The organism is Allobosea sp. NPDC055353 (genome assembly GCF_053644975.1).
In genome coordinates, this window is sequence record NZ_JBSHMC010000002.1 from 1,087,471 (window position 1) to 1,106,869 (window position 19,399).

At 67.1% G+C, this 19,399-nt stretch carries 16 protein-coding genes; 11 read left to right on the forward strand and 5 right to left on the reverse strand.

Annotated elements, in window-relative coordinates; genetic code table 11:
- Nucleotides 1-219: 219 nt before the first annotated feature.
- Genes ACWIEX_RS18570 through ACWIEX_RS18605 form a run of 8 tightly spaced genes read left to right on the forward strand, consistent with a single transcriptional unit; the run spans nucleotide 220 to nucleotide 8,873 of the window.
- Nucleotides 220-309 carry a K(+)-transporting ATPase subunit F gene (locus ACWIEX_RS18570; RefSeq protein ID WP_454034448.1) on the forward strand — a complete coding sequence of 30 codons (90 nt, stop codon included), beginning with the start codon at nucleotides 220-222 and terminating at the stop codon, nucleotides 307-309.
- A 29-nt stretch (nucleotides 310-338) separates the two neighbouring features.
- A complete protein-coding gene (gene kdpA, locus ACWIEX_RS18575; RefSeq protein ID WP_454034449.1) occupies nucleotides 339-2,042 on the forward strand; it encodes a potassium-transporting ATPase subunit KdpA in 1,704 nt (567 codons plus the stop codon).
- Between the two features lie 10 nt (nucleotides 2,043-2,052).
- Entirely contained in the window at nucleotides 2,053-2,226 is a 174-nt protein-coding gene (locus tag ACWIEX_RS18580) for a hypothetical protein (protein WP_185745096.1), read from the forward strand.
- Between the two features lie 33 nt (nucleotides 2,227-2,259).
- Nucleotides 2,260-4,317 carry a potassium-transporting ATPase subunit KdpB gene (gene kdpB / locus ACWIEX_RS18585; RefSeq protein ID WP_454034450.1) on the forward strand — a complete coding sequence of 686 codons (2,058 nt, stop codon included), beginning with the start codon at nucleotides 2,260-2,262 and terminating at the stop codon, nucleotides 4,315-4,317.
- 10 nt (nucleotides 4,318-4,327) lie between these two features.
- Complete coding sequence (locus ACWIEX_RS18590) at nucleotides 4,328-4,933, forward strand: K(+)-transporting ATPase subunit C (protein ID WP_454034451.1); 606 nt, start codon at nucleotides 4,328-4,330, stop codon at nucleotides 4,931-4,933.
- A 52-nt stretch (nucleotides 4,934-4,985) separates the two neighbouring features.
- Entirely contained in the window at nucleotides 4,986-7,694 is a 2,709-nt protein-coding gene (locus ACWIEX_RS18595; protein WP_454034452.1) for a DUF4118 domain-containing protein, read from the forward strand.
- Nucleotides 7,691-8,383, forward strand: coding sequence for a response regulator transcription factor (locus tag ACWIEX_RS18600; RefSeq protein WP_454034453.1), 693 nt, complete (start codon nucleotides 7,691-7,693; stop codon nucleotides 8,381-8,383). Before ACWIEX_RS18595 ends, ACWIEX_RS18600 begins: the two co-directional genes overlap by 4 nt.
- Nucleotides 8,384-8,426: 43 nt before the next feature.
- The gene (locus ACWIEX_RS18605) at nucleotides 8,427-8,873 is read left to right on the forward strand and encodes a PTS sugar transporter subunit IIA (protein WP_454034454.1); all 447 of its coding nucleotides are present in this window, start codon (nucleotides 8,427-8,429) and stop codon (nucleotides 8,871-8,873) included.
- On the opposite strand, the gene ACWIEX_RS18610 is transcribed toward ACWIEX_RS18605, so the two are convergent.
- Nucleotides 8,846-9,853, reverse strand: a complete 1,008-nt coding sequence (locus ACWIEX_RS18610) for a LysR family transcriptional regulator (RefSeq protein WP_454034455.1) — start codon at nucleotides 9,851-9,853, stop codon at nucleotides 8,846-8,848. The two genes, ACWIEX_RS18605 and ACWIEX_RS18610, sit on opposite strands and share 28 nt — an antisense overlap.
- A 108-nt stretch (nucleotides 9,854-9,961) precedes the next feature.
- On the opposite strand from ACWIEX_RS18610, the gene ACWIEX_RS18615 reads away from it, so the two are divergent.
- The 3 genes from ACWIEX_RS18615 (at nucleotide 9,962) to ACWIEX_RS18625 (ending at nucleotide 15,304) form a co-directional block, all read left to right on the forward strand.
- Complete coding sequence (locus ACWIEX_RS18615) at nucleotides 9,962-10,798, forward strand: alpha/beta hydrolase fold domain-containing protein (protein WP_454034456.1); 837 nt, start codon at nucleotides 9,962-9,964, stop codon at nucleotides 10,796-10,798.
- A 51-nt stretch (nucleotides 10,799-10,849) separates the two neighbouring features.
- Nucleotides 10,850-12,049: an efflux RND transporter periplasmic adaptor subunit gene (locus ACWIEX_RS18620; RefSeq protein ID WP_454034457.1), complete on the forward strand. Its 1,200-nt coding sequence runs from the start codon at nucleotides 10,850-10,852 to the stop codon at nucleotides 12,047-12,049.
- 75 nt (nucleotides 12,050-12,124) lie between these two features.
- Nucleotides 12,125-15,304, forward strand: a complete 3,180-nt coding sequence (locus ACWIEX_RS18625) for an efflux RND transporter permease subunit (RefSeq protein WP_454034458.1) — start codon at nucleotides 12,125-12,127, stop codon at nucleotides 15,302-15,304.
- A gap of 58 nt (nucleotides 15,305-15,362) precedes the next feature.
- Here the strand turns inward: ACWIEX_RS18625 and ACWIEX_RS18630 are convergent, their stop codons facing one another.
- The 4 genes from ACWIEX_RS18630 to ACWIEX_RS18645 form a co-directional block, all read right to left on the reverse strand.
- On the reverse strand, nucleotides 15,363-16,232 hold the full coding sequence (locus tag ACWIEX_RS18630; protein ID WP_454034459.1) for an ABC transporter permease: 870 nt from the start codon (nucleotides 16,230-16,232) through the stop codon (nucleotides 15,363-15,365).
- 165 nt (nucleotides 16,233-16,397) lie between these two features.
- A complete protein-coding gene (locus ACWIEX_RS18635; protein WP_454034460.1) occupies nucleotides 16,398-17,444 on the reverse strand; it encodes an ABC transporter substrate-binding protein in 1,047 nt (348 codons plus the stop codon).
- A 35-nt stretch (nucleotides 17,445-17,479) separates the two neighbouring features.
- Nucleotides 17,480-18,538, reverse strand: coding sequence for an ABC transporter ATP-binding protein (locus ACWIEX_RS18640; RefSeq protein ID WP_454034461.1), 1,059 nt, complete (start codon nucleotides 18,536-18,538; stop codon nucleotides 17,480-17,482).
- Nucleotides 18,539-18,559: 21 nt separating this feature from the next.
- Nucleotides 18,560-19,375, reverse strand: coding sequence for an ABC transporter permease (locus ACWIEX_RS18645; protein ID WP_454034462.1), 816 nt, complete (start codon nucleotides 19,373-19,375; stop codon nucleotides 18,560-18,562).
- Between the last annotated feature and the right edge of the window lie 24 nt (nucleotides 19,376-19,399).

Genomic DNA, 19,399 nt, shown 5'->3' on the forward strand with positions numbered 1-19,399 from the left:
TCGAACGGCTATGCCGCCAGCACGATAATCCCCGCCATGGTCGATGCGCTTGCGTCCTCGCCTTCCTCGCGAAGGTGGTCCGCGCGCCTCGACCCATCGGTAACGCCCGGTCGAAAGGACCACGGCAATGGATATCGCCATGCTTGCGCTCGCGCTCGGCTTCTTCGCAGCCGCGCTCGCCTATGTCTCGGCCTGCAACGCGCTCTGAAGGAGCCTCCCATGTTCGTCGATTATCTCCTCGGCGGCGCGGTGACCGCGCTCCTGCTCGTCTACCTCACCTATGCGCTGCTGCGCCCCGAGCGCTTCTGAGCGCCGGCGCGAGCTGAGAAAGCCCTCCCATGACACTCTATGGCTGGATCCAGATCCTCCTCTTCTGCGCGATCGTGCTCGCCTTGGTGAAGCCGCTCGGCGGCTACATGACGCGCGTCTTCAACGGCGAGCGTACCTTCCTCTCCCCCGTGCTCGCGCCGGTCGAGCGCGGGCTCTTTGCGCTCGCCGGCACGCATGAGCGCGAGGAGCAGCATTGGAGCGCCTATGCGGTCGCGCTGCTGCTGTTCAACCTCGCCGGCCTGCTGCTGCTCTACGGGCTGCAGCGCTTTCAGGGCCTGCTGCCGCTGAACCCGGACGGCATGGGCACCGTGGCGCCCGACCTCGCCTTCAACACGGCGGTCAGCTTCGTCACCAACACCAACTGGCAGGGCTATGGCGGCGAAAGCACCATGTCCTACCTGACGCAGATGCTCGGTCTCACCGTGCAGAACTTCGTTTCGGGCGCGACCGGCATCGCCATCGCCGTCGCGCTGATCCGCGGCTTCGCCCGCGCCTCGGCCCAATCGATCGGCAGCTTCTGGGTCGACCTGACCCGCGCGACGCTCTACGTCCTGCTGCCGCTCTGCATCCTGCTAACGCTGGCCTATGTCGCTTCGGGCGTCCCGCAGACGCTCGACCCGTCGGTGACGGCAACGACGCTCGAAGGCGCGCAGCAGACCATCGCGCGCGGCCCGGTCGCGTCCCAGCTCGCGATCAAGATGCTCGGCACCAATGGCGGCGGCTTCTTCAACGCCAACTCGGCCCACCCCTTCGAAAACCCCGACGCCATCACCAACCTCCTCCAGATGGTCTCGATCTTCGCGATCGGCGCCGCGCTGACCAATGTCTTCGGCCGGGTGGTCGGCAACGAGCGCCAGGGCTGGGCGATCCTCTCGGCCATGGGTGTCCTGTTCATCGCCGGCATCGCCGTCTGCTACTGGGCGGAAGCTTCAGGCACTCCGCTGGTCCAGGCGCTCGGCCTTCAGGGCGGCAACCTGGAAGGCAAGGAGATGCGCTTCGGCATCCCGCTCTCGGCCCTCTTCGCGGTCGTCACCACCGCCGCCTCCTGCGGTGCGGTCAACGCCATGCATGGCAGCTTCACCGCGCTCGGCGGCATGATCCCGCTGATCAACATGGAGCTTGGCGAGGTCATCGTCGGCGGCGTCGGCGCCGGCTTCTACGGCATCGTGCTTTTCGTCGTGCTGGCGATCTTCGTTGCCGGCCTGATGGTCGGCCGCACGCCGGAATATCTCGGCAAGAAGATCGAGGCGCGCGAGGTCAAGATGGCGATGCTCGCCATCCTCTGCCTGCCGGCCGGCATGCTGGTCTTCACCGCGATAGCCGTGGTGCTGCCCGGCGCCGTCGCCTCCGCCGGCAACAGCGGCCCGCACGGCTTCTCCGAGATTCTCTACGCCTATACCTCGGCGGCGGCGAATAACGGCTCGGCCTTCGCCAGCCTCTCGGCGAACACGCTCTGGTACAACACCACGCTCGGCATCACGATGCTGGTCGGCCGCTTCCTGGTCATCATCCCGGCTCTCGCCATCGCCGGTTCGCTCGCCGCGAAGAAATCCGTGCCCGCCTCGGCCGGTACCTTCCCGACGGACGGCCCGCTCTTCGTCGGCCTGCTCGTCGGCGTCATCCTGATCGTCGGCGGCCTCACCTTCTTCCCTGCCCTCGCCGTCGGCCCGATCGTCGAGCATCTCTCCATGCTCGCCGGCCAGAGCTTCTGAGGAGGCCACCATGGCAAGCTGCCTGCGCCAATTGCGCCGCGAGGCCGTCCATCGTGACACCGCCTCGCGTGAAACGGACAGGGCGCCCCCGCGCCCTGCCACCATCATCCTCGGCCTGACGGTCGCGCTGTTCCTCGTCCTGCTGCTCGTCCGGGCGCTCGCCGGCCTCGTCGCCGCTGCCTGAGCCGGACCTTACACCCCTCCGCTGGAGCCTCTTATGAGCCCGTCCAAATCCGCGAGCCTGATCGACGCCCGGATCCTGCTGCCGGCCTTCGCCGACGCCTTCCGCAAGCTCGACCCGCGCAGCCTCGCCCGCAACCCGGTGATGTTCGTCGTCGCCGTGGTCTCGGCGCTGACCACCATCCTCTTCGTCAAGGACCTCGCCACCGGAGGCGCCAATCTCGGCTTCTCCTTCCAGATCGTGCTCTGGCTCTGGTTCACCGTGCTCTTCGCCAATTTCGCGGAAGCGGTGGCCGAAGGGCGCGGCAAGGCCCAGGCCGACTCGCTGCGCAAGACGCGCTCCGAGACCGAAGCCAAGCTGCTCTCGGGCGATGACCGCAGCCAGTTCCGGCTCGTGCCCGGCACCTCGCTCAAGGTCGGCGATGTCGTGCTGGTCGAGGCCGGCGACATCATTCCCTCGGATGGCGAAGTCATCGAGGGCGTCGCCTCGGTCAACGAGGCCGCGATCACCGGCGAATCCGCCCCCGTGATCCGCGAATCCGGCGGCGACCGCTCGGCCGTGACCGGCGGCACGCAGGTGCTCTCCGACTGGATCCGCGTCCGCATCACCGCCGCGGCCGGCTCGACCTTCATCGACCGCATGATCGCGCTGGTCGAGGGCGCCGAGCGCCAGAAGACCCCGAACGAGATCGCGCTCAACATCCTGCTCGCCGGCATGACCCTGATCTTCGTGCTCGCGACCGTGACGATCCCGAGCTTCGCCACCTATGCCGGCGGCTATATCCCGGTCGTCGTGCTGGTCGCGCTGTTCGTGACGCTGATCCCGACCACGATCGGCGCGCTGCTCTCGGCCATCGGCATCGCCGGCATGGACCGTCTCGTGCGCTTCAACGTGCTCGCCATGTCCGGCCGCGCCGTCGAGGCCGCCGGCGATGTCGATACGCTGCTGCTCGACAAGACCGGCACGATCACGCTCGGCAACCGCCAGGCGACCGAGTTCCGCCCGGTGCGCGGCGTCGGGGAGCAGGAGCTGGCCGATGCCGCCCAGATCGCCTCGCTTGCCGACGAGACGCCGGAAGGCCGCTCGATCGTCGTGCTCGCCAAGGAGAAATACGCCATCCGCGCCCGCGACATGGGCTCGCTGCACGCCACCTTCGTGCCCTTCACCGCGCAGAGCCGGATGAGCGGCGTCGATCTCGAGGGCTCGCAGATCCGCAAGGGCGCAGTCGATGCCGTGCTGAAATATGTCGAGGGTGCCAGCGCCAAATCCACGCCCGAGACGGTGCGCGAGATCCAGGCCATCGCCGCCGAGATTTCCAAGGCCGGCGGCACGCCGCTGGCGGTCGCGCGTGACGGGCGCCTGCTCGGCGTCATCCATCTCAAGGACATCGTGAAGGGCGGCATCCGCGAGCGCTTCACGGAACTGCGCCGCATGGGCATCCGCACGGTGATGATCACCGGCGACAACCCGATGACCGCGGCGGCCATCGCGGCCGAGGCCGGCGTCGACGACTTCCTCGCCCAGGCCACGCCGGAGAACAAGCTCGCGCTGATCCGCGAGGAGCAGGCCAAGGGCAAGCTCGTCGCCATGTGCGGCGACGGCACCAACGACGCACCCGCGCTGGCCCAGGCCGATGTCGGCGTCGCCATGAACACCGGCACGGTCGCAGCCCGCGAGGCCGGCAACATGATCGATCTCGACTCGGACCCGACCAAGCTCATCGAGATCGTCGAGATCGGCAAGCAGCTCCTGATGACGCGCGGCGCGCTGACGACCTTCTCGATCGCCAACGACGTCGCCAAGTATTTCGCGATCATCCCGGCGATGTTCCTGGCCTTCTATCCGCAGCTCGGCGCGCTCAACATCATGGGTTTGCAGACCCCACAGAGCGCCATCCTCTCCGCGATCATCTTCAACGCGCTGATCATCGTCGCGTTGATCCCGCTCGCGCTGAAGGGCGTGAAGTATCGCGCGGTCGGTGCCGGCGCCCTGCTCAGCCGCAACCTGCTGGTTTACGGGCTCGGCGGCCTCGTCGTCCCCTTCATCGGCATCAAGGCCATCGACATGGCCATCACCGCCATCGGCCTCATCTGAGGAATTCGACATGCTCAAGCAGATCCGCCCCGCCCTCGTGATGATCGTCGCGCTGACCGTCATCACCGGCCTCGCCTACCCGCTCGCGATGACCGGCATCGCCCAGGCCGTCTTTCCGCGCCAGGCCAATGGCAGCCTGATCGAGAAGGATGGCAAGATCATCGGCTCCAGCCTGATCGGCCAGAACTTCACCAGCGAGCGCTATTTCCACGGCCGTCCCTCGGCCACGGTCGGCACCGACCCGAACGACAGCACGAAGACCGTAGATGCGCCCTATAACGCCGCCAATTCCGGTGGCTCCAATCTCGGGCCGACCAACCAGAAGCTGGTCGATCGGATCAAGGCCGAGACCGAGAAGCTCAAGGCGGAGAATCCCGACGCGCCGGTGCCGATGGAGCTGGTGACGACCTCCGGCAGCGGGCTCGACCCGCATATCTCGCCCGAGGCCGCCTATTTCCAGATCGCGCGCGTCGCCAAAGCGCGCAGTGCCGATCCGGCAACGCTCAAGGCCCTGGTCGATACCCATATCGAGCGGCGCAAGCTCGGCTTCATCGGCGAGCCCGTCGTCAACGTGCTCGCGCTGAACCTTGCTCTCGACGGCGCCGCCCAGCGCTGACACAAAGGCCACGGCGGCGCGTCAGGCGCCGCCGCTTTCCGTGCGGACCCGCATGACCATCGCCGACAGCCATCGCGAGACCAGAGGCAGGCCCTCACCGGAGGCGCTGCTGGCCAGCGCCCAGCGCGAAGGCCGCGGACGCCTGAAGATCTTCCTCGGCGCGGCACCCGGCGTCGGCAAGACCTATGAGATGCTGACCTCCGGCCGCGCCCGCCGGGCCGAGGGGGTCGATGTCGTGATCGGCATCGTCGAGACCCATGGCCGCAGCGAGACGAAAAGCTTGGTCGACGGCTTCGAGATCGTCCCGCGCCGGCTCGTCGACTACAAGGGCCGCGCCCTCGACGAGATGGACCTCGACGCCATCCTGGCGCGCCGCCCCGCCCTCGTCCTCGTCGACGAGCTCGCTCATACCAACGCCCCCGGCAGCCGCCATCCGAAGCGCCATCTCGATGTCGAGGAGCTGCTCGCGCGCGGCATCGACGTCTACACCACGCTGAACATCCAGCATGTCGAGAGCCTGAACGATGTCGTCGCGCAGATCACGCGCATCCGTGTGCGCGAGACCGTGCCGGATTCGATCGTCGACCGCGCCGACGATATCGAGATCATCGATCTGACCCCGGCCGACCTGATCAAGCGCCTCGATGAGGGCAAGGTCTATCTCGGCAAGACGGCCAAGCGCGCCGTTGCGAACTACTTCTCGCCGGGCAACCTGACAGCCCTGCGCGAACTCGCGCTGCGTCGCACTGCGCAACGGGTCGACGACCAGCTCCTCAGCCATATGCAGGAGCACGCGATCTCCGGCCCCTGGGCGGCCGGCGAGCGCATCCTGGTCTGCATCGACGACAGCGCCGGGGCGCCGGCCCTGATCCGCCATGCCAAGCGGCAGGCCGACCGTTTGCGCGCGCCCTGGAGCGCGCTCCATGTCGAGACGCCGCAGGCCGCAGCCCTGCCCGAAGCAGCCAAGACGCGGATCGCCAATGCGCTCCGGCTTGCGGCTCAGCTCGGCGCCGAGGCCGTCACCCTGCCGGGACAGGATGTGGCCGGCGAGATCCTCCGGCATGCCGCCGCTGGCAACGTCACCCAGATCATCGTCGGCAAGCCGGCCAAGCCGCGCTGGCGCGAATGGCTGAAGCCTTCCGTCTCGCATGAACTGATCGGTCGCGCCGGCGATATCGGCATTCATGTCGTCGCCTTGCGCGAGCAGACACCGGACACGGATGCCGGCGTCTCGGCCATCGGCAAGCCCGGCTTCTCGGCCAGGCCCTATCTCGCGGCGGCGGCCTATGTCGCGGTCGCGCTCGGAGCGGCCGAACTGCTCAGCCTGATCATGGACCTGCGCAATATCGCGCTGGTCTTCCTCACCGCCGTCCTCGCTTCGGCCGTGACAGCGGGTCTCTGGCCCGCGCTATTTGCCTCGCTGCTCAGCGCGCTCGCGCTGAACTTCTTCTTCATCGCACCGCTCTACACGCTCACGATCGCCGACCCCGAGAATGTCGTCGCGCTCGGCTTCTTCCTGCTCGTCGCACTGATCGCCTCGAACCTCACCGCCCGCGTCCAGCGCCAGGCCAATGCCGCCCGCCAGCGCGCCCGCACTACCGAAGACCTCTATCTCTTCTCGAAGAAGCTCGCCGGCACCGGCACGCTCGACGACGTGCTTTGGGCCAGCGCCTTCCAGATCGCCTCGATGCTGCGCCTGCGCGTCGTCATCCTGATGCCCGAGGACGGAACGATCGCCGTCCGCGCCGGCTATCCGCCCGACGACACATTGGTCGATGCCGATATCGCCGCCGCGCGCTGGGCCTGGGAACATGACCGTCCGGCCGGGCGGGGCGCCGACACCTTGCCCGGCGCCAAGCGGCTCTACCTGCCCCTGCGCACCGGCCGCACCGCCATCGGCGTGATCGGCCTCGACGACGACAAGGACGGCCCATTGCTGACGCCGGAGCAGCAGCGCCTGCTCGATGCACTGGCCGATCAGGCCGCCGTCGCGATCGAGCGCATCCAGCTCGTCGCCGATGTCGACCGCGCGAAGCTCGCGGCCGAAGCCGACCGCCTGCGCTCGGCCTTGCTGACCTCGATCTCGCATGACCTGAAGACGCCACTAGCCTCGATCATGGGCGCGGCCGGCACGCTCCGCGACTACCGCAGCGCCTTGCCGGAAGAGGATCGCACCGCCCTGCTCGCGACCGTGATCGACGAATCCGAGCGCCTCAACCGCTTCATCGCCAATCTGCTCGACATGACCCGGATCGAATCCGGTGCGATGGAGCCGAACGCAGCGCTTGTCGATGTCGCCGACGTCGTCGGCAGCGCGCTGCGCCGCGCCGCGAAGATCACGGCTGGGCACCCTATCGAGACCGCCCTGCCGGGCGACCTGCCGATGCTCAGGCTCGATCCCGTCCTGTTCGAGCAGGTGCTGTTCAACCTGCTCGACAATGCCGCGAAATATGCGCCCGCCGGCAGCGCCATCGGCATCCGTGCCCGGCCGGACAGTGGCGAGGTTCTGGTGACGGTGACCGACGAAGGGGCGGGTCTGCCGCCCGCCGATCTCGAGCGCGTCTTCGACAGCTTCTACCGCGTCCGGAAAGGCGATCAGGTCCGCGCCGGAACCGGCCTCGGCCTTGCGATCTGCCGCGGCTTCGTCGAGGCGATGGGCGGCACGATCACGGCGGCCAACCGGACGGACCGCAGCGGCGCGGTCTTCGCCATCCGCATGCCGGCCGACACACAGCCCAAACCATTGGAACCGCAGACATGACGGTAACGGACATCAAGGTGCTGGTCGTGGACGACGAGCCGGCGATCCGCCGCCTGCTGCGCGTCGGCCTCTCGACCGAGGGCTATGCCATCCGCGAGGCTGCAACGGCGCGCGAGGCGATCGAACGCATCGCCGAGGAATTGCCCGATCTCGTCATCCTGGACCTCGGCCTGCCCGACCTCTCCGGGCAGGAACTTCTGCAGAAATGGCGCGCCGAGGCGCTAACCCTGCCGATCGTCATCCTGTCGAGCCGTACTGATGAGGCCGGCATCGTCGCGGCTCTCGAAAACGGCGCCGACGACTATGTCACCAAGCCTTTCGGCATGAAGGAACTGGCCGCCCGCCTGCGCGTCGCGCTGCGCCACAAACTCCAGCAGCAGGGCGAGAAGCCGATTTTTCAGACCGGCGAGCTCTCGGTCGATCTGGTCAAGCGCATCGTCAGGCTGGGCGATCAGGAGGTGAAGCTCTCGCCCAAGGAATACGACATCCTGCGCATCCTCGTGCAGCATGCCGGCAAGGTGCTCACTCACCAGCACCTGATGAAGCAGGTCTGGGGCGCCTCGGCCGATGTGCAGTATCTGCGCGTCTATGTCCGGCAACTGCGCCAGAAGATCGAGCGCATCCCCGACCAGCCGCAATACATCACCACCGAGACCGGCGTCGGCTATCGCCTGCGCGAAGCCGAATGAGCCCTGCACGGCCCTTCCGGGCGGCAGCATGCGACGAAATCACATGATCCCATCCGACATCATCCGCCGGCGTTCCATCGTCAGGCTCGCCGCCGCGAATAAGCCCGCTCTCTTCCGCGCCCTTGCGAAGAAGGCGGCTGAGCAACTCGCATTGCCCGAAGCGGTTATTCTCGGCGCGTTGAACCACCGCGAGGCGCTGGGCTCCACCGGTGTCGGCGGCGGGCTGGCGATGCCGCATGCGCCGGTCGAAGGCCTTACCGAGCCCTTCGGCCTGCTGGCGCGGCTGGAGAAACCCGTCGCCTATGAGGCGATCGACGGCGCACCGGTCGATCTCGTCTGCCTGGTTCTGACGCCCGTGAACGGCGGCAAGGGCCGGATCGACGCGCTGGCCTGCATCGCCAAGCGCCTGCGCCCGCAGGACATCCGTGACCGCATCCGCAGCGCCGCGGGCGGCGAGGACATCTACGCGCTGCTGCTCGAAGAAAGCTGATCGGCTTTCGCGGCGGGCGGCATCGCTGGCAGAAGCGACGGCTTGCAGCCGGCCGGGAATCCCGCGCCACGCGACAGGATGAATTCGTCGCGGGCGAACAGGTCCGCCAGCCAGTCGACGAAGACGCGCACCTTGTTGCTCAGGTGCCGGTTCGGCGGATAGACGATGTGCAGAGGCTTCGGCGCCGTGCACCAATCCATCAGCAAGGGCACGAGCCGCCCGTCGGCGATCGGCACGCGGGCCATGAAGGTCGGCAACTGCATGATGCCGTGGCTGGCGAGCCCCGCAGCGAGATAGCCCATGCCGTCATTGAGCGCGATCGTGTAGCGGCCGCTGACCTCGATCGTCTCCGTGCGATTCTGGTAGACCATGGACATGACCCGCCCGCCTAGCGCCGGTCGATAGGCGACGATCTGATGGCCGTCCTCGATATCGCGCGGATGGACCGGCGTGCCGAAACGCGCGAGATAATCCGGCGTCGCGCAGGTGATGAGCTGCATCTCGCCGATCCGCCGCGCGATCAGGCTCTGGTCGGCGATCTCGCCCGCCCGCACCGCGCAATCGAGGTTCTCGCCGATCAGATCCGCCGGCCGGTCGCTCAGGCCGAGGTCGAGCTGGATATCGGGATAGCGCGCGTGGAACTCATGCAGCGCCGGGATGATCACCGAGACCGCCAGCGAGGAGCTGCAATCGACCCTGAGGCGTCCGCTCGGCCGCGCCTGCGCCAGCGTGAGGCTGGCATCGAGTTCGGAGAGTTCGTCGAGCAGGCGCAGCGCCCGCTCGTAATAGGCGGCGCCGTCCATGGTCACCGTCACCCGCCGCGTCGTCCGGTTCAGGAGCTTGGCGCGCAGATGGGCTTCGAGCTGCTGGATCAGCTTCGTCACGGTCGGCTTCGGCATGTCCAGAAGATCGGCGGCCCGCGTGAAGGTGCCGGTCTCGACGACCCGCACGAAGGCCCGCATCGCGGCAAGCTGGTCCATACGTCCTCAGATTATTTCTGTACGTGAACAATGAATGAGCAGATAGCGCATTTATTCTGAAATGCCGATTCACTATCTCGTGGTGCACCGCAACAGCGAGGGTAAGCTATGCCCGCGATCGCCGCGCAGAAACTGCAACCGGTCCTCTCCGTCTTCTGGCGGGAGGAAATCCTGAGCGCCCGTGGAGAGAGCTTCACAGGCCGCCTCTACGTTCCCGCCGAGGTTCCGGATAATGCCGGGCTCGTGCTGCACCTGCATGGCGGCCATTTCAACAGCGGCTCGCCGGCCGAGGGGCAGGCCGTCGCCACGGCCCTGACGGAAGCCGGCGCGGTCGTGTTCTCGCTCTCCTATCCGCTCGCACCCGTGCAGCGCTTCCCCGAGACGCTGGAGCGCATCTATGCAGCGCTCGAGGCTCTTGCCAGGGGGCGCAATCGCTGGGCGGCGCGCGGGGCGCCACTCTACATTGCCGGCGAGGAAGCCGGCGGCAACCTCGCCGCGGCGCTTGCCATGATGGCGCGCGATCGCGGCGGCCCGGCGCTGGCCGGCCAGATCCTGTTCTCGCCGATGCTCGATGCCTGCCTCGGCACCGCCTCGCTGCGCGGCGTGCAGGCCGGCCCGGTCGGCTGCCGCTGGGCCGATGGCTGGGCCGACTATCTCGGCACGCCCGAGCGTGCTGCCCACCCTTACGCAGCCCCGCTCCAGGCGACACGCCTCGCCGGCCTGCCGCCGGCCCTGCTGATCAGCGGCCAGGACGACCCGATGCGCGACGAAGCCGCTCAATACGCTGATCGTCTCGGCCAGGCCGGCATCGCCGTCCGCCATGTCGAATTCACCGCGCCGACGCGCTGGCCTCTGGCCTATGCGGATGCGGCGGAGGAAGGCTCCTGTCTCTGCAAGAGCTGCGGCGAGATCGCCGCCTTCTATGAACGGACCGCGCCCTCCTAGCGCTCTCGATCTTTCGAACACCCCAAGCATTTCCAAGGAAGGACCGACCCCATGATTCCGGGAACGAACCGTCGCGGCCTTTTGGCCGGCCTCACCGCCTCCGTCGCACTGACCGCTGTCACGGTCTTTGCCCTCTCCGGCACGCATGCCCAAGGCGATACCGCGCCCGCAGCGGCACCCGCCATCCCCGTTTCCGTCGCGACCGTCGAAGCCCGCGAGGTCGTGCCCTGGGCCGAATTCTCCGGCCGGCTGGAGGCGATCGAACGCGTCGAACTGCGCTCGCGCGTCGCTGGTGTCGTCGAGGCCGTGCATTTCCGCGAGGGCAATCTCGTCAAGCAGGGCGACCTGCTCGTCAGCATCGACCAGGCGCCCTATCTCGCCGATCTCCAGCGGGCCGAGGCGCAGGTGCAGGGCGCGAAGGCAAGGGTCGCACTGGCCGAGAGCGAGAACGAGCGCGGCCAGCAATTGCTGGCAACCCGCAACCTCTCCCAGCGCGATGTCGATACCCGCGTCAACAATCTGCGGGAGGCGCAGGCGAACCTTCAGGCCGCCGAGGCCGCCCGCCGCACGGCGCAGCTCAACCTCGACTACACCCAGATCCGTGCCCCGATCAGCGGCCGCATCGGCCGGCTCGATGTCACCATCGGCAACCTGATCGCGGCCGGCGGGCAGGTCCTGACTTCGCTGCTCTCGGTTGATCCGATTTACGCCGCCTTCAATGCCGACGAGCGCAGCGTGCTCGATGCATTGGCCTCGCTGCCGGAGGGCCCGCGCGCGCTGGAGCAGATCCCGGTCAGGATCACCACCGCGACGGCGCAGGCCGCGCAGTTCAGCGGCAAGCTGCATTTCGTCGATAACGGCATCGACGGTGCCAGCGGTACGGTCAGGGTGCGCGCCCGGCTCGACAATCCCGACGGCAAGCTGATGCCCGGCCAGTTCGTCCGGGTCCAGCTCGGGCAGGCCAAGGCCGAGCAGCAGCTCGTCATCAACGAGCGCGCGGTCGGCACCGACCAGAACAAGAAGTTCGTCTTCGTCATCGGCGACGACGCCAAGGCGTCCTGGCGCGAGGTTTCGCTCGGCGCCGCCCATGACGGCCTGCGCGTCGTCACGGCCGGCCTGAAACCGGGCGAGCGCATCGTCGTCAACGGCCTCCAGCGCGTGCGCCCCGGCGCGACGGTCGCGCCCGAGCCGGTGCCGATGGCGCAGAAGAGCGAACTGAAGAAGCCCGCGACCGAACTCGCGCAACGCTGACATCAACGATCGGCTGCGGGTGCCGCGAGGCGGGCCCGCAGCCGCAAACATAAGCCGCTCGAAAGGGGGCGTCCCATGAACCTCTCGAAATTCTTCATCGACCGGCCGATCTTCGCGGCGGTCCTCTCTGTCCTGATCTTCCTGGCAGGGCTGCTCTCGATCAGGGCCCTGCCGATCTCGGAGTACCCGGAAGTCGTCCCGCCGACGGTCGTCGTGCGGGCGCAATATCCGGGCGCCAGCCCGCGCGTGATCGCCGAGACCGTCGCGACGCCGATCGAGGAGCAGATCAACGGCGTCGAGGGCATGCTCTACATGTCGAGCCAGGCGACGACCGATGGCGTCATGACGCTGAACGTCACCTTCCGGCTCGGCACCGATCCCGACAAGGCCCAGCAGCTCGTGCAGAACCGCGTCAGCCAGGCCGAGCCGAGGCTGCCGGAGGAGGTACGCCGGCTCGGTGTCACCACGGTCAAGAGCTCGCCCGACCTGACGATGGTGGTGCACATCACCTCGCCGAACGGCCGCTACGACATGACCTATCTGCGCAATTACGCAGTGCTCAACGTCAAGGACCGGCTCGCTCGCATCGACGGCGTCGGACAGGTCCAGCTCTTCGGCTCCGGCGATTATTCGATGCGCATCTGGCTTGACCCGCAGAAGGTCGCCGAGCACGGGCTCTCGCCCGGTGACGTCGTGCGCGAGATCCGCGCCCAGAACGTCCAGGCGGCAGCCGGCGTCATCGGCGCCTCGCCGAATGCGCCGGGCCTCGACCTGCAGCTCTCGGTGAACGCGCAAGGCCGCCTCCAGAACGAGGAGCAGTTCGGCGAGATCATCGTCAAGACCGCGGCCGACGGCGCCGTCGTCCGGCTGAAGGACATCTCTCGCATCGAACTGGGTGCGGCGGATTATGCGCTGCGCTCGCTGCTCAACGGCAAGTCGGCCGTCGCCGTGCCGGTCTTCCAGGCGCCGGGCTCGAACGCCATCGCGATCGCCGACCGCGTCCAGGAAACGATGCGCGAGATCAAGCAGAACATGCCCGAGGGCGTCGACTACTCGATCGTCTACGACACCACCCAGTTCGTTCGCGCCTCGATCAAGGCCGTGATCTCGACGCTGCTGGAGGCCGTCGCGCTCGTCGTGCTCGTCGTCATCGTCTTCCTGCAGACCTGGCGCGCCTCGATCATCCCGCTCGTCGCCGTACCGATCTCGGTCGTCGGCACCTTCGCGGTGATGTATCTCCTCGGCTTCTCGATCAATGCGCTCAGCCTGTTCGGCCTCGTGCTCGCCATCGGCATCGTCGTCGACGACGCGATCGTCGTGGTCGAGAATGTCGAGCGCAATATCGAGAACGGGCTCGCCCCGCGCGAAGCGACCTACAAGGCGATGCGCGAGGTCTCCGGCCCGATCATCGCGATCGCGCTGGTGCTGGTCGCGGTCTTCGTGCCGCTCGCCTTCATCTCGGGCCTGACCGGCCAGTTCTACCGCCAGTTCGCGCTGACCATCGCGATCTCGACAGTGATCTCGGCAATCAACTCGCTGACGCTGTCGCCGGCGCTGGCCGCGCTGCTGCTCAAGGGCCACCACGCTCCCAAGGATGCGCTGACGCGGGCCATGGACAAGCTGTTCGGCTGGTTCTTCCGCGCCTTCAACCGCTTCTTCCACCGCTCGTCCGAGGCCTATGGCGGCGGCGTGCGCCGGGTGATCTCGCATCGTGCGGTGATGCTCGCGGTCTATGTCGTGCTGCTGGGCGCGACCGGCGTGCTGTTCAAGGCGGTGCCCTCGGGCTTCGTGCCCGGACAGGACAAGCAGTATCTCGTCGGCTTCGCCCAGTTGCCTGATGCCGCGACGCTCGACCGGACGGAGGATGTCATCCGCCGCATGGACGAGATCGCGCTGAAGCACCCGGGCGTCGAGAACGCGATCTCCTTCCCCGGTCTCTCGATCAACGGCTTCACCAACTCCTCCAACTCCGGCATCGTCTTCGTCGCCCTGAAGCCCTTCGACCAGCGCAAGGACCCGTCCTTGAGCGGCAACGCCATCGCGATGCAGCTCAACAAGGAATTCGCAGGCATCAAGGAGGCCTTCATCGCGATGTTCCCGCCGCCGCCCGTGCAGGGCCTCGGCACGATCGGCGGCTTCAAGCTGCAGATCGAGGATCGCGCCGGCCTCGGCTATGCCGCGCTCGACGAGGCGACCAAGGCTTTCATGGCCAAGGCGGCGACCGCGCCCGAGATCGCCGGCCTATTCTCGAGCTTCCAGGTCAACGTTCCGCAGCTCTATGCCGATATCGACCGCACCAAGGCCCGCCAGCTCGGCGTGCCCGTGACGGAAGTCTTCGACACGTTGCAGACCTATCTCGGCTCGACCTATGTCAACGACTTCAACCGCTTTGGCCGCACCTATACCGTGCGCGTCCAGGCCGATGCGCCGTTCCGCGCCCAGCCCGAGGATATCGGCCAGCTCAAGGTGCGCTCGACCTCCGGTGAGATGATCCCGCTCAGCGCGGTGCTCAACGTGCGCACCGATTCCGGGCCGGAACGCGCCATGCGCTATAACGGCTTCCTCTCGGCCGATATCAATGCCGGCGCTGCTCCGGGCTTCTCCTCGGGGCAGGCGCAGGAAGCGGTGGAGCGGATCGCCAAGGAGACCCTGCCCAAGGGCTTCGCCTTCGAATGGACCGAGCTGACCTATCAGGAGATCCTGGCGGGCAACTCGGCGGTGATCGTCTTCCCGGTCGCGATCCTGCTCGTCCTGCTGGTGCTGGCTGCCCAGTACGAGAGCATGACCCTGCCGATCGCGATCCTGTTGATCATCCCGATGGGCCTGCTCGCGGCGCTGACCGGCGTCTGGCTCTCGGGCGGAGACAACAACGTCTTCACCCAGATCGGCCTCGTGGTGCTGGTCGGACTATCCGCCAAGAACGCCATCCTGATCGTCGAATTCGCGCGAGAACTCGAATTCGAGGGCAGGACGCCGGTCGAGGCCGCGATCGAAGCCAGCCGCCTGCGCCTGCGTCCGATCCTGATGACCTCGCTCGCCTTCGTCATGGGCGTTGTGCCCTTGGTGATCTCGACCGGGGCCGGCGCCGAGATGCGGCAGGCGATGGGCATCGCGGTCTTCGCCGGCATGATCGGCGTCACCGCCTTCGGCATCTTCCTGACGCCGGTCTTCTACGTGCTGATGCGCAAGCTCGCGGGCAACCGCCCGCTCGCCCGGCACGATATCGAGCCGCCGGTCTTGCAGGCTGCCGAGTAAAGCACGCGAGAAGCCCGCCTCCGGCCACCCGGCCGGGGGCGGTTTCGTTTCCGACATCTCAGCGGTAGCGCCGCTGCACGGCGAGATGGGCGATCGCGGTGAGGAGGATCGTCGCGGTCATCAGGATGAACGAGATCGCCCCGCCGAAGGGCCAGTTGTTCTGCTGCGCGAACTGGCCATAGACCAGCGGCCCCATCATCTGGAATTTCGGCCCGCCCAGCAGCACCGGCGTGGCATAGGCGTTCATCGCCAGGATGAAGGTGAGGATCGTGCCGGCGAGAATGCCGGGCAGCGCGAGCGGCCAGAGCACGCGACGGAACATCGCGGCAGGCCCGGCGCCGAGGCTGAAGGCAGCCTCCTCGACATTGCGCGGAATGCCCTCGATCACGCTTTGCAGCGTCAGCACCATGAAGGGCAGGTTGACCGCGATGATGCCGATCAGCACGGCATTCTCGGTATACATGATCTCGAGCGGCTGATCGATCAGCCCCAGCCCCATCAGCGAGGCGTTGAACGCCCCCTTGCTGCCGAAGATGGTCATCCAGCCAGCAGCGCGCACGGCATTGCCGACAAAGAGCGGCAGCACCACCGCGATGACCATGAGATTCTTGAAGCGGCTCTGCGTCCGCGCCAGCACATAGGCGAGCGGGAAGCCCATGACGAGGCAGATCAACGTGCAGATCACCGCGACGCGCACGGTGCGGACGAGCACGTTGAGATAATAGGCGTCGGTGAAGAACTTGACGTAGTTCTCGATCACCAGCGCGTCGACCATGAACTGGCCGGGCACGAACTTGTTGAGCGAGTAGCGGAACAGGATCGCCAGCGGCCCGATCAGCATGAAGGCGACGAAGAGCGTCGCCGGCACGACGAGCAGGCCGGCGAGTCTGGTGCGGGCGCCCGCGACGGCTTCGGGGGCGGTGCTCATGAACCGCTCCCCGTGAAGGCGCCAATGGCATGGTTCGACCGTTCGCCAGCGTGAGCCGAATGGCGCGGCTTTCGAGAACCGGAGCGGAGCGGACATCCGTCCGGGAGCACCGGAAGCGCAGAAAGCCGCGTCAGACGGCCGCGATGGTCGGACGGACGAGCCATGTCAGCTCTTGAAGACCTTGTCCCACCACTCCTTCATCGCCGCGTCGTTCTTGGCGAGGAAGGCGTAGTCGAGATCCTTCAGGGTCTTCTCTTCCTCCGGCGTGAAGCCGATACGCTTGTGCAGCGCCGGATCGACATTGAGGCCGGTGACGGTGCCGTTATAGCCCATGTCGACCGCGAAGGCCTCCTGCGGCGCCTTGGCCAGCATCGCGTCCATATAGGCGTAGGCGTTCTCCTTGTTCGGCGCGTTCTTCTGGATCACGAAGCCGGAGACATAGGTCGGGATGCCCTCGATCGGCGAAACCGCCTCGCAGGGGATGCCGGCGTTCTGCCACTGTACGACACGGGCCTTCCAGATCGCGCTGATGCCGACTTCCTCGTTCTTCATCGCCTGGGCGAAGGCCTCGTTGGTCGGGTAGACGCGCGCGCCGGCCTTCTTGACCGCGAGCAGGACCTCCTTGGCCTTCTCGATGTCGTTCATGTCCTTGCCGCCGGTCGCCGCCATCGAGGCCGCGATGAAGATCGACTGGTACTGGATATCGATGAAGCCGATCTTCGAGCCCCATTTCGGATCGAGCCAGTCCTTGAACCCCTTCGGCGCCGGCGAGATGATCTTGGGATTGTAGATCACGACATTGCCGGAATAGATGTGCCCCATCCCGTAGGGGTATTTCATCGTCGGCAGCAGGTTCTTGGCATTGGGCAGCTTGGAATAGTCGATCTGCTCGAGCACGCCGGCCTCGTTCATCTCGAACATGTTGGCGGCGGAAAGGCCCTGGATGTCGACCGTGCCACGCGGCAGGCGTTTCTCGGCGACCATCTTGGCCCGGCGCGGCGCATCGCCGGCCTGGTCCTGCACCACCTCGATACCCTTGGGCTTGAGGATCGGGTCTTCGACGTTCTTGGTCAGAAGCCTCGCATAGTCACCACCCCAGGTGCCGACGACGACGCGGCCACCGGATTGCGCGAAGGCCGGCATGCCGGTGGCCGTCGCCAGCGCCGCCGCGCCTGCACCTTTCAGAACGTCCCGCCTGTCGAATGAAGCCATGGTATTCCCCTCGTTTTTGGACGCCGAATGGGCTTTCAGGCCCCTTGCGGATAGACGAGCCCGGCGTTTTCGGCCCAGCCTATCGTGATGCTTTCGCCGACATGCGGCTCGGCCAACCCGACCTTGTTCGGGATCTGCAGCAGCATGCGGTCCTGCTCGTTGAGCGCGACCTGGACGTCGAGCTGCGCGCCGAGATAGGACGCATGCTCGATCCGTGCCGAGAAGCGGTTGGGCAGCCCCTCCGCTTCGCCACCGACCGCGATCCGCTCGGGCCTGAGCGCCAGCGTCGCAGGACCGGGCACCGATGCGGCGGCGCAGGCGATATCGAGCCCGCCGCCCGTGCGGAAGCGGCCTTGCGCCGTGACTTCGCCGTCGATGAAGGCGCTGCGCCCGATGAAGCCCGCGACGAAGCGGCCGGCCGGCCTCTCGTAGAGTTCGCGCTGGGTGCCGATCTGGCGCACCTGCCCCTTTTCCATGACGACGAGGCGGTCCGCCATCGTCAGCGCCTCCTCCTGGTCATGGGTCACCATGACCGTGGTGAGGCCGAGCTTCTGCTGCAGTTCGCGGATCTCGATCCGGACCTCGAGGCGCAGCTTGGCGTCGAGATTGGAGAGGGGCTCGTCGAGCAGCAGCACCTGCGGCTCCATCGCCAGCGCGCGTGCCAATGCGACGCGCTGCTGCTGGCCGCCGGAGAGCTGGCGCGGATAGCGCTCGTCGAAGCCGCCGAGCCGGACGAGCCTGAGTGCCTCGGCGACGCGCGGGCCGCGCTCCGCCTGCGGCACCTTGTGCATCTCCAGGCCGAAAGCGACGTTCTGCGCGACGGTCATGTGCGGAAACAGCGCGTAGCTCTGGAAGACCAGGCCGCAATGGCGCTTCCACGGCGGCAGGTTGGTGACGTCCTGGTCGCCGATCGTGATCGCGCCCGCGCTCGGCGGCACGAAGCCGGCGATCATGCGCAGCGTCGTCGTCTTGCCGCAGCCGGAGGGGCCGAGCAGCACGAGGAACTCGCCGTCGGCGACGGAGAGATCGACATCGTCGACGACCGTGAGGCCGCCATACGCCTTCTTCAGATGCGAGAGCGAGAGCTGTGCCATCGTTAGGATCTCGCCATCCGTTCACACCACCCGGCTCAGTTTGACATAGCGATCGGTCACGATCATCGCGACGGCGATCAGGACGATCTGGATGAGCGAGGCTGCCGCCACCGTCGGATCGATCTTCCATTCGAGATACTGGAGGATCGCGATCGGCAGCGTCGTCCGCCCCGGCCCGACCAGGAAGAGGCTCATCTCGAGATTGCCGAACGAGGTCACGAAGCTGAACAGCGACGCCGCGACGATACCCGGCCGGATGCTGGGCAGCGTCACCCGCCAGAAGGTCGTGACGGGGCCGGCGCCAAGGTTCTGCGCAGCCTCCTCGATCGAGCGGTCGAAGCCGGCGAGGCTCGCCGTCACCAGCCGCACCACCCAGGGGATGACGACGAGGGTGTGGGCCGCGACAAGACCGCCGAGCGAGCCCAATACCGGCCATTCCGTGGCGATCTCGATCTCGATCTGGAAGACATAGGTCGCGGTGCCCAGCACGATGCCCGGCATCACCAGCGGCAGCAGCAGGAGCGTGCTGATGCCCGGCCCCAGCGGGATGCGATGGCGCACCAGGGCGAGGCTCGCCGGCACGCCGAGGAGAAGGCCGATCAACGTCGCCGCGATGGCGACCTGAAGGCTCAGCGTGAAGCCGTCGATGAAGGACTTGTTGTTTGCCGCCCCCGCGAACCATTTCAGCGAATAGCCCTCCGGCGGAAAGGAGGGAATCTCCTGCCGGAAGAAGGCAAGCCAGGTCACGAAGATCAACGGGAGCAGGATGAAGCCGAGCGACAGCGCCGCCGCACCGTTCAGCGCATAGCGCCCGAATCGCTGCGAACCGGCGCTCAACCGGTGGCTCCCCTGTGGCAGGCC

What these genes read in the sequence shown, in the direction of transcription:
- ACWIEX_RS18580 (WP_185745096.1), top strand. Translation starts at nt 2,053, where the DNA reads ATGGCAAGCTGCCTGCGCCAATTGCGCCGCGAGGCCGTCCATCGTGAC.
- ACWIEX_RS18605 (WP_454034454.1), top strand. Translation starts at nt 8,427, where the DNA reads ATGATCCCATCCGACATCATCCGCCGGCGTTCCATCGTCAGGCTCGCC.
- ACWIEX_RS18600 (WP_454034453.1), top strand. Translation starts at nt 7,691, where the DNA reads ATGACGGTAACGGACATCAAGGTGCTGGTCGTGGACGACGAGCCGGCG.
- ACWIEX_RS18615 (WP_454034456.1), top strand. Translation starts at nt 9,962, where the DNA reads ATGCCCGCGATCGCCGCGCAGAAACTGCAACCGGTCCTCTCCGTCTTC.
- ACWIEX_RS18595 (WP_454034452.1), top strand. Translation starts at nt 4,986, where the DNA reads ATGACCATCGCCGACAGCCATCGCGAGACCAGAGGCAGGCCCTCACCG.
- ACWIEX_RS18635 (WP_454034460.1), bottom strand. Translation starts at nt 17,444, where the DNA reads ATGGCTTCATTCGACAGGCGGGACGTTCTGAAAGGTGCAGGCGCGGCG.
- ACWIEX_RS18640 (WP_454034461.1), bottom strand. Translation starts at nt 18,538, where the DNA reads ATGGCACAGCTCTCGCTCTCGCATCTGAAGAAGGCGTATGGCGGCCTC.
- ACWIEX_RS18590 (WP_454034451.1), top strand. Translation starts at nt 4,328, where the DNA reads ATGCTCAAGCAGATCCGCCCCGCCCTCGTGATGATCGTCGCGCTGACC.
- kdpB (WP_454034450.1), top strand. Translation starts at nt 2,260, where the DNA reads ATGAGCCCGTCCAAATCCGCGAGCCTGATCGACGCCCGGATCCTGCTG.
- ACWIEX_RS18570 (WP_454034448.1), top strand. Translation starts at nt 220, where the DNA reads ATGTTCGTCGATTATCTCCTCGGCGGCGCGGTGACCGCGCTCCTGCTC.
- ACWIEX_RS18620 (WP_454034457.1), top strand. Translation starts at nt 10,850, where the DNA reads ATGATTCCGGGAACGAACCGTCGCGGCCTTTTGGCCGGCCTCACCGCC.
- kdpA (WP_454034449.1), top strand. Translation starts at nt 339, where the DNA reads ATGACACTCTATGGCTGGATCCAGATCCTCCTCTTCTGCGCGATCGTG.
- ACWIEX_RS18625 (WP_454034458.1), top strand. Translation starts at nt 12,125, where the DNA reads ATGAACCTCTCGAAATTCTTCATCGACCGGCCGATCTTCGCGGCGGTC.
- ACWIEX_RS18630 (WP_454034459.1), bottom strand. Translation starts at nt 16,232, where the DNA reads ATGAGCACCGCCCCCGAAGCCGTCGCGGGCGCCCGCACCAGACTCGCC.
- ACWIEX_RS18610 (WP_454034455.1), bottom strand. Translation starts at nt 9,853, where the DNA reads ATGGACCAGCTTGCCGCGATGCGGGCCTTCGTGCGGGTCGTCGAGACC.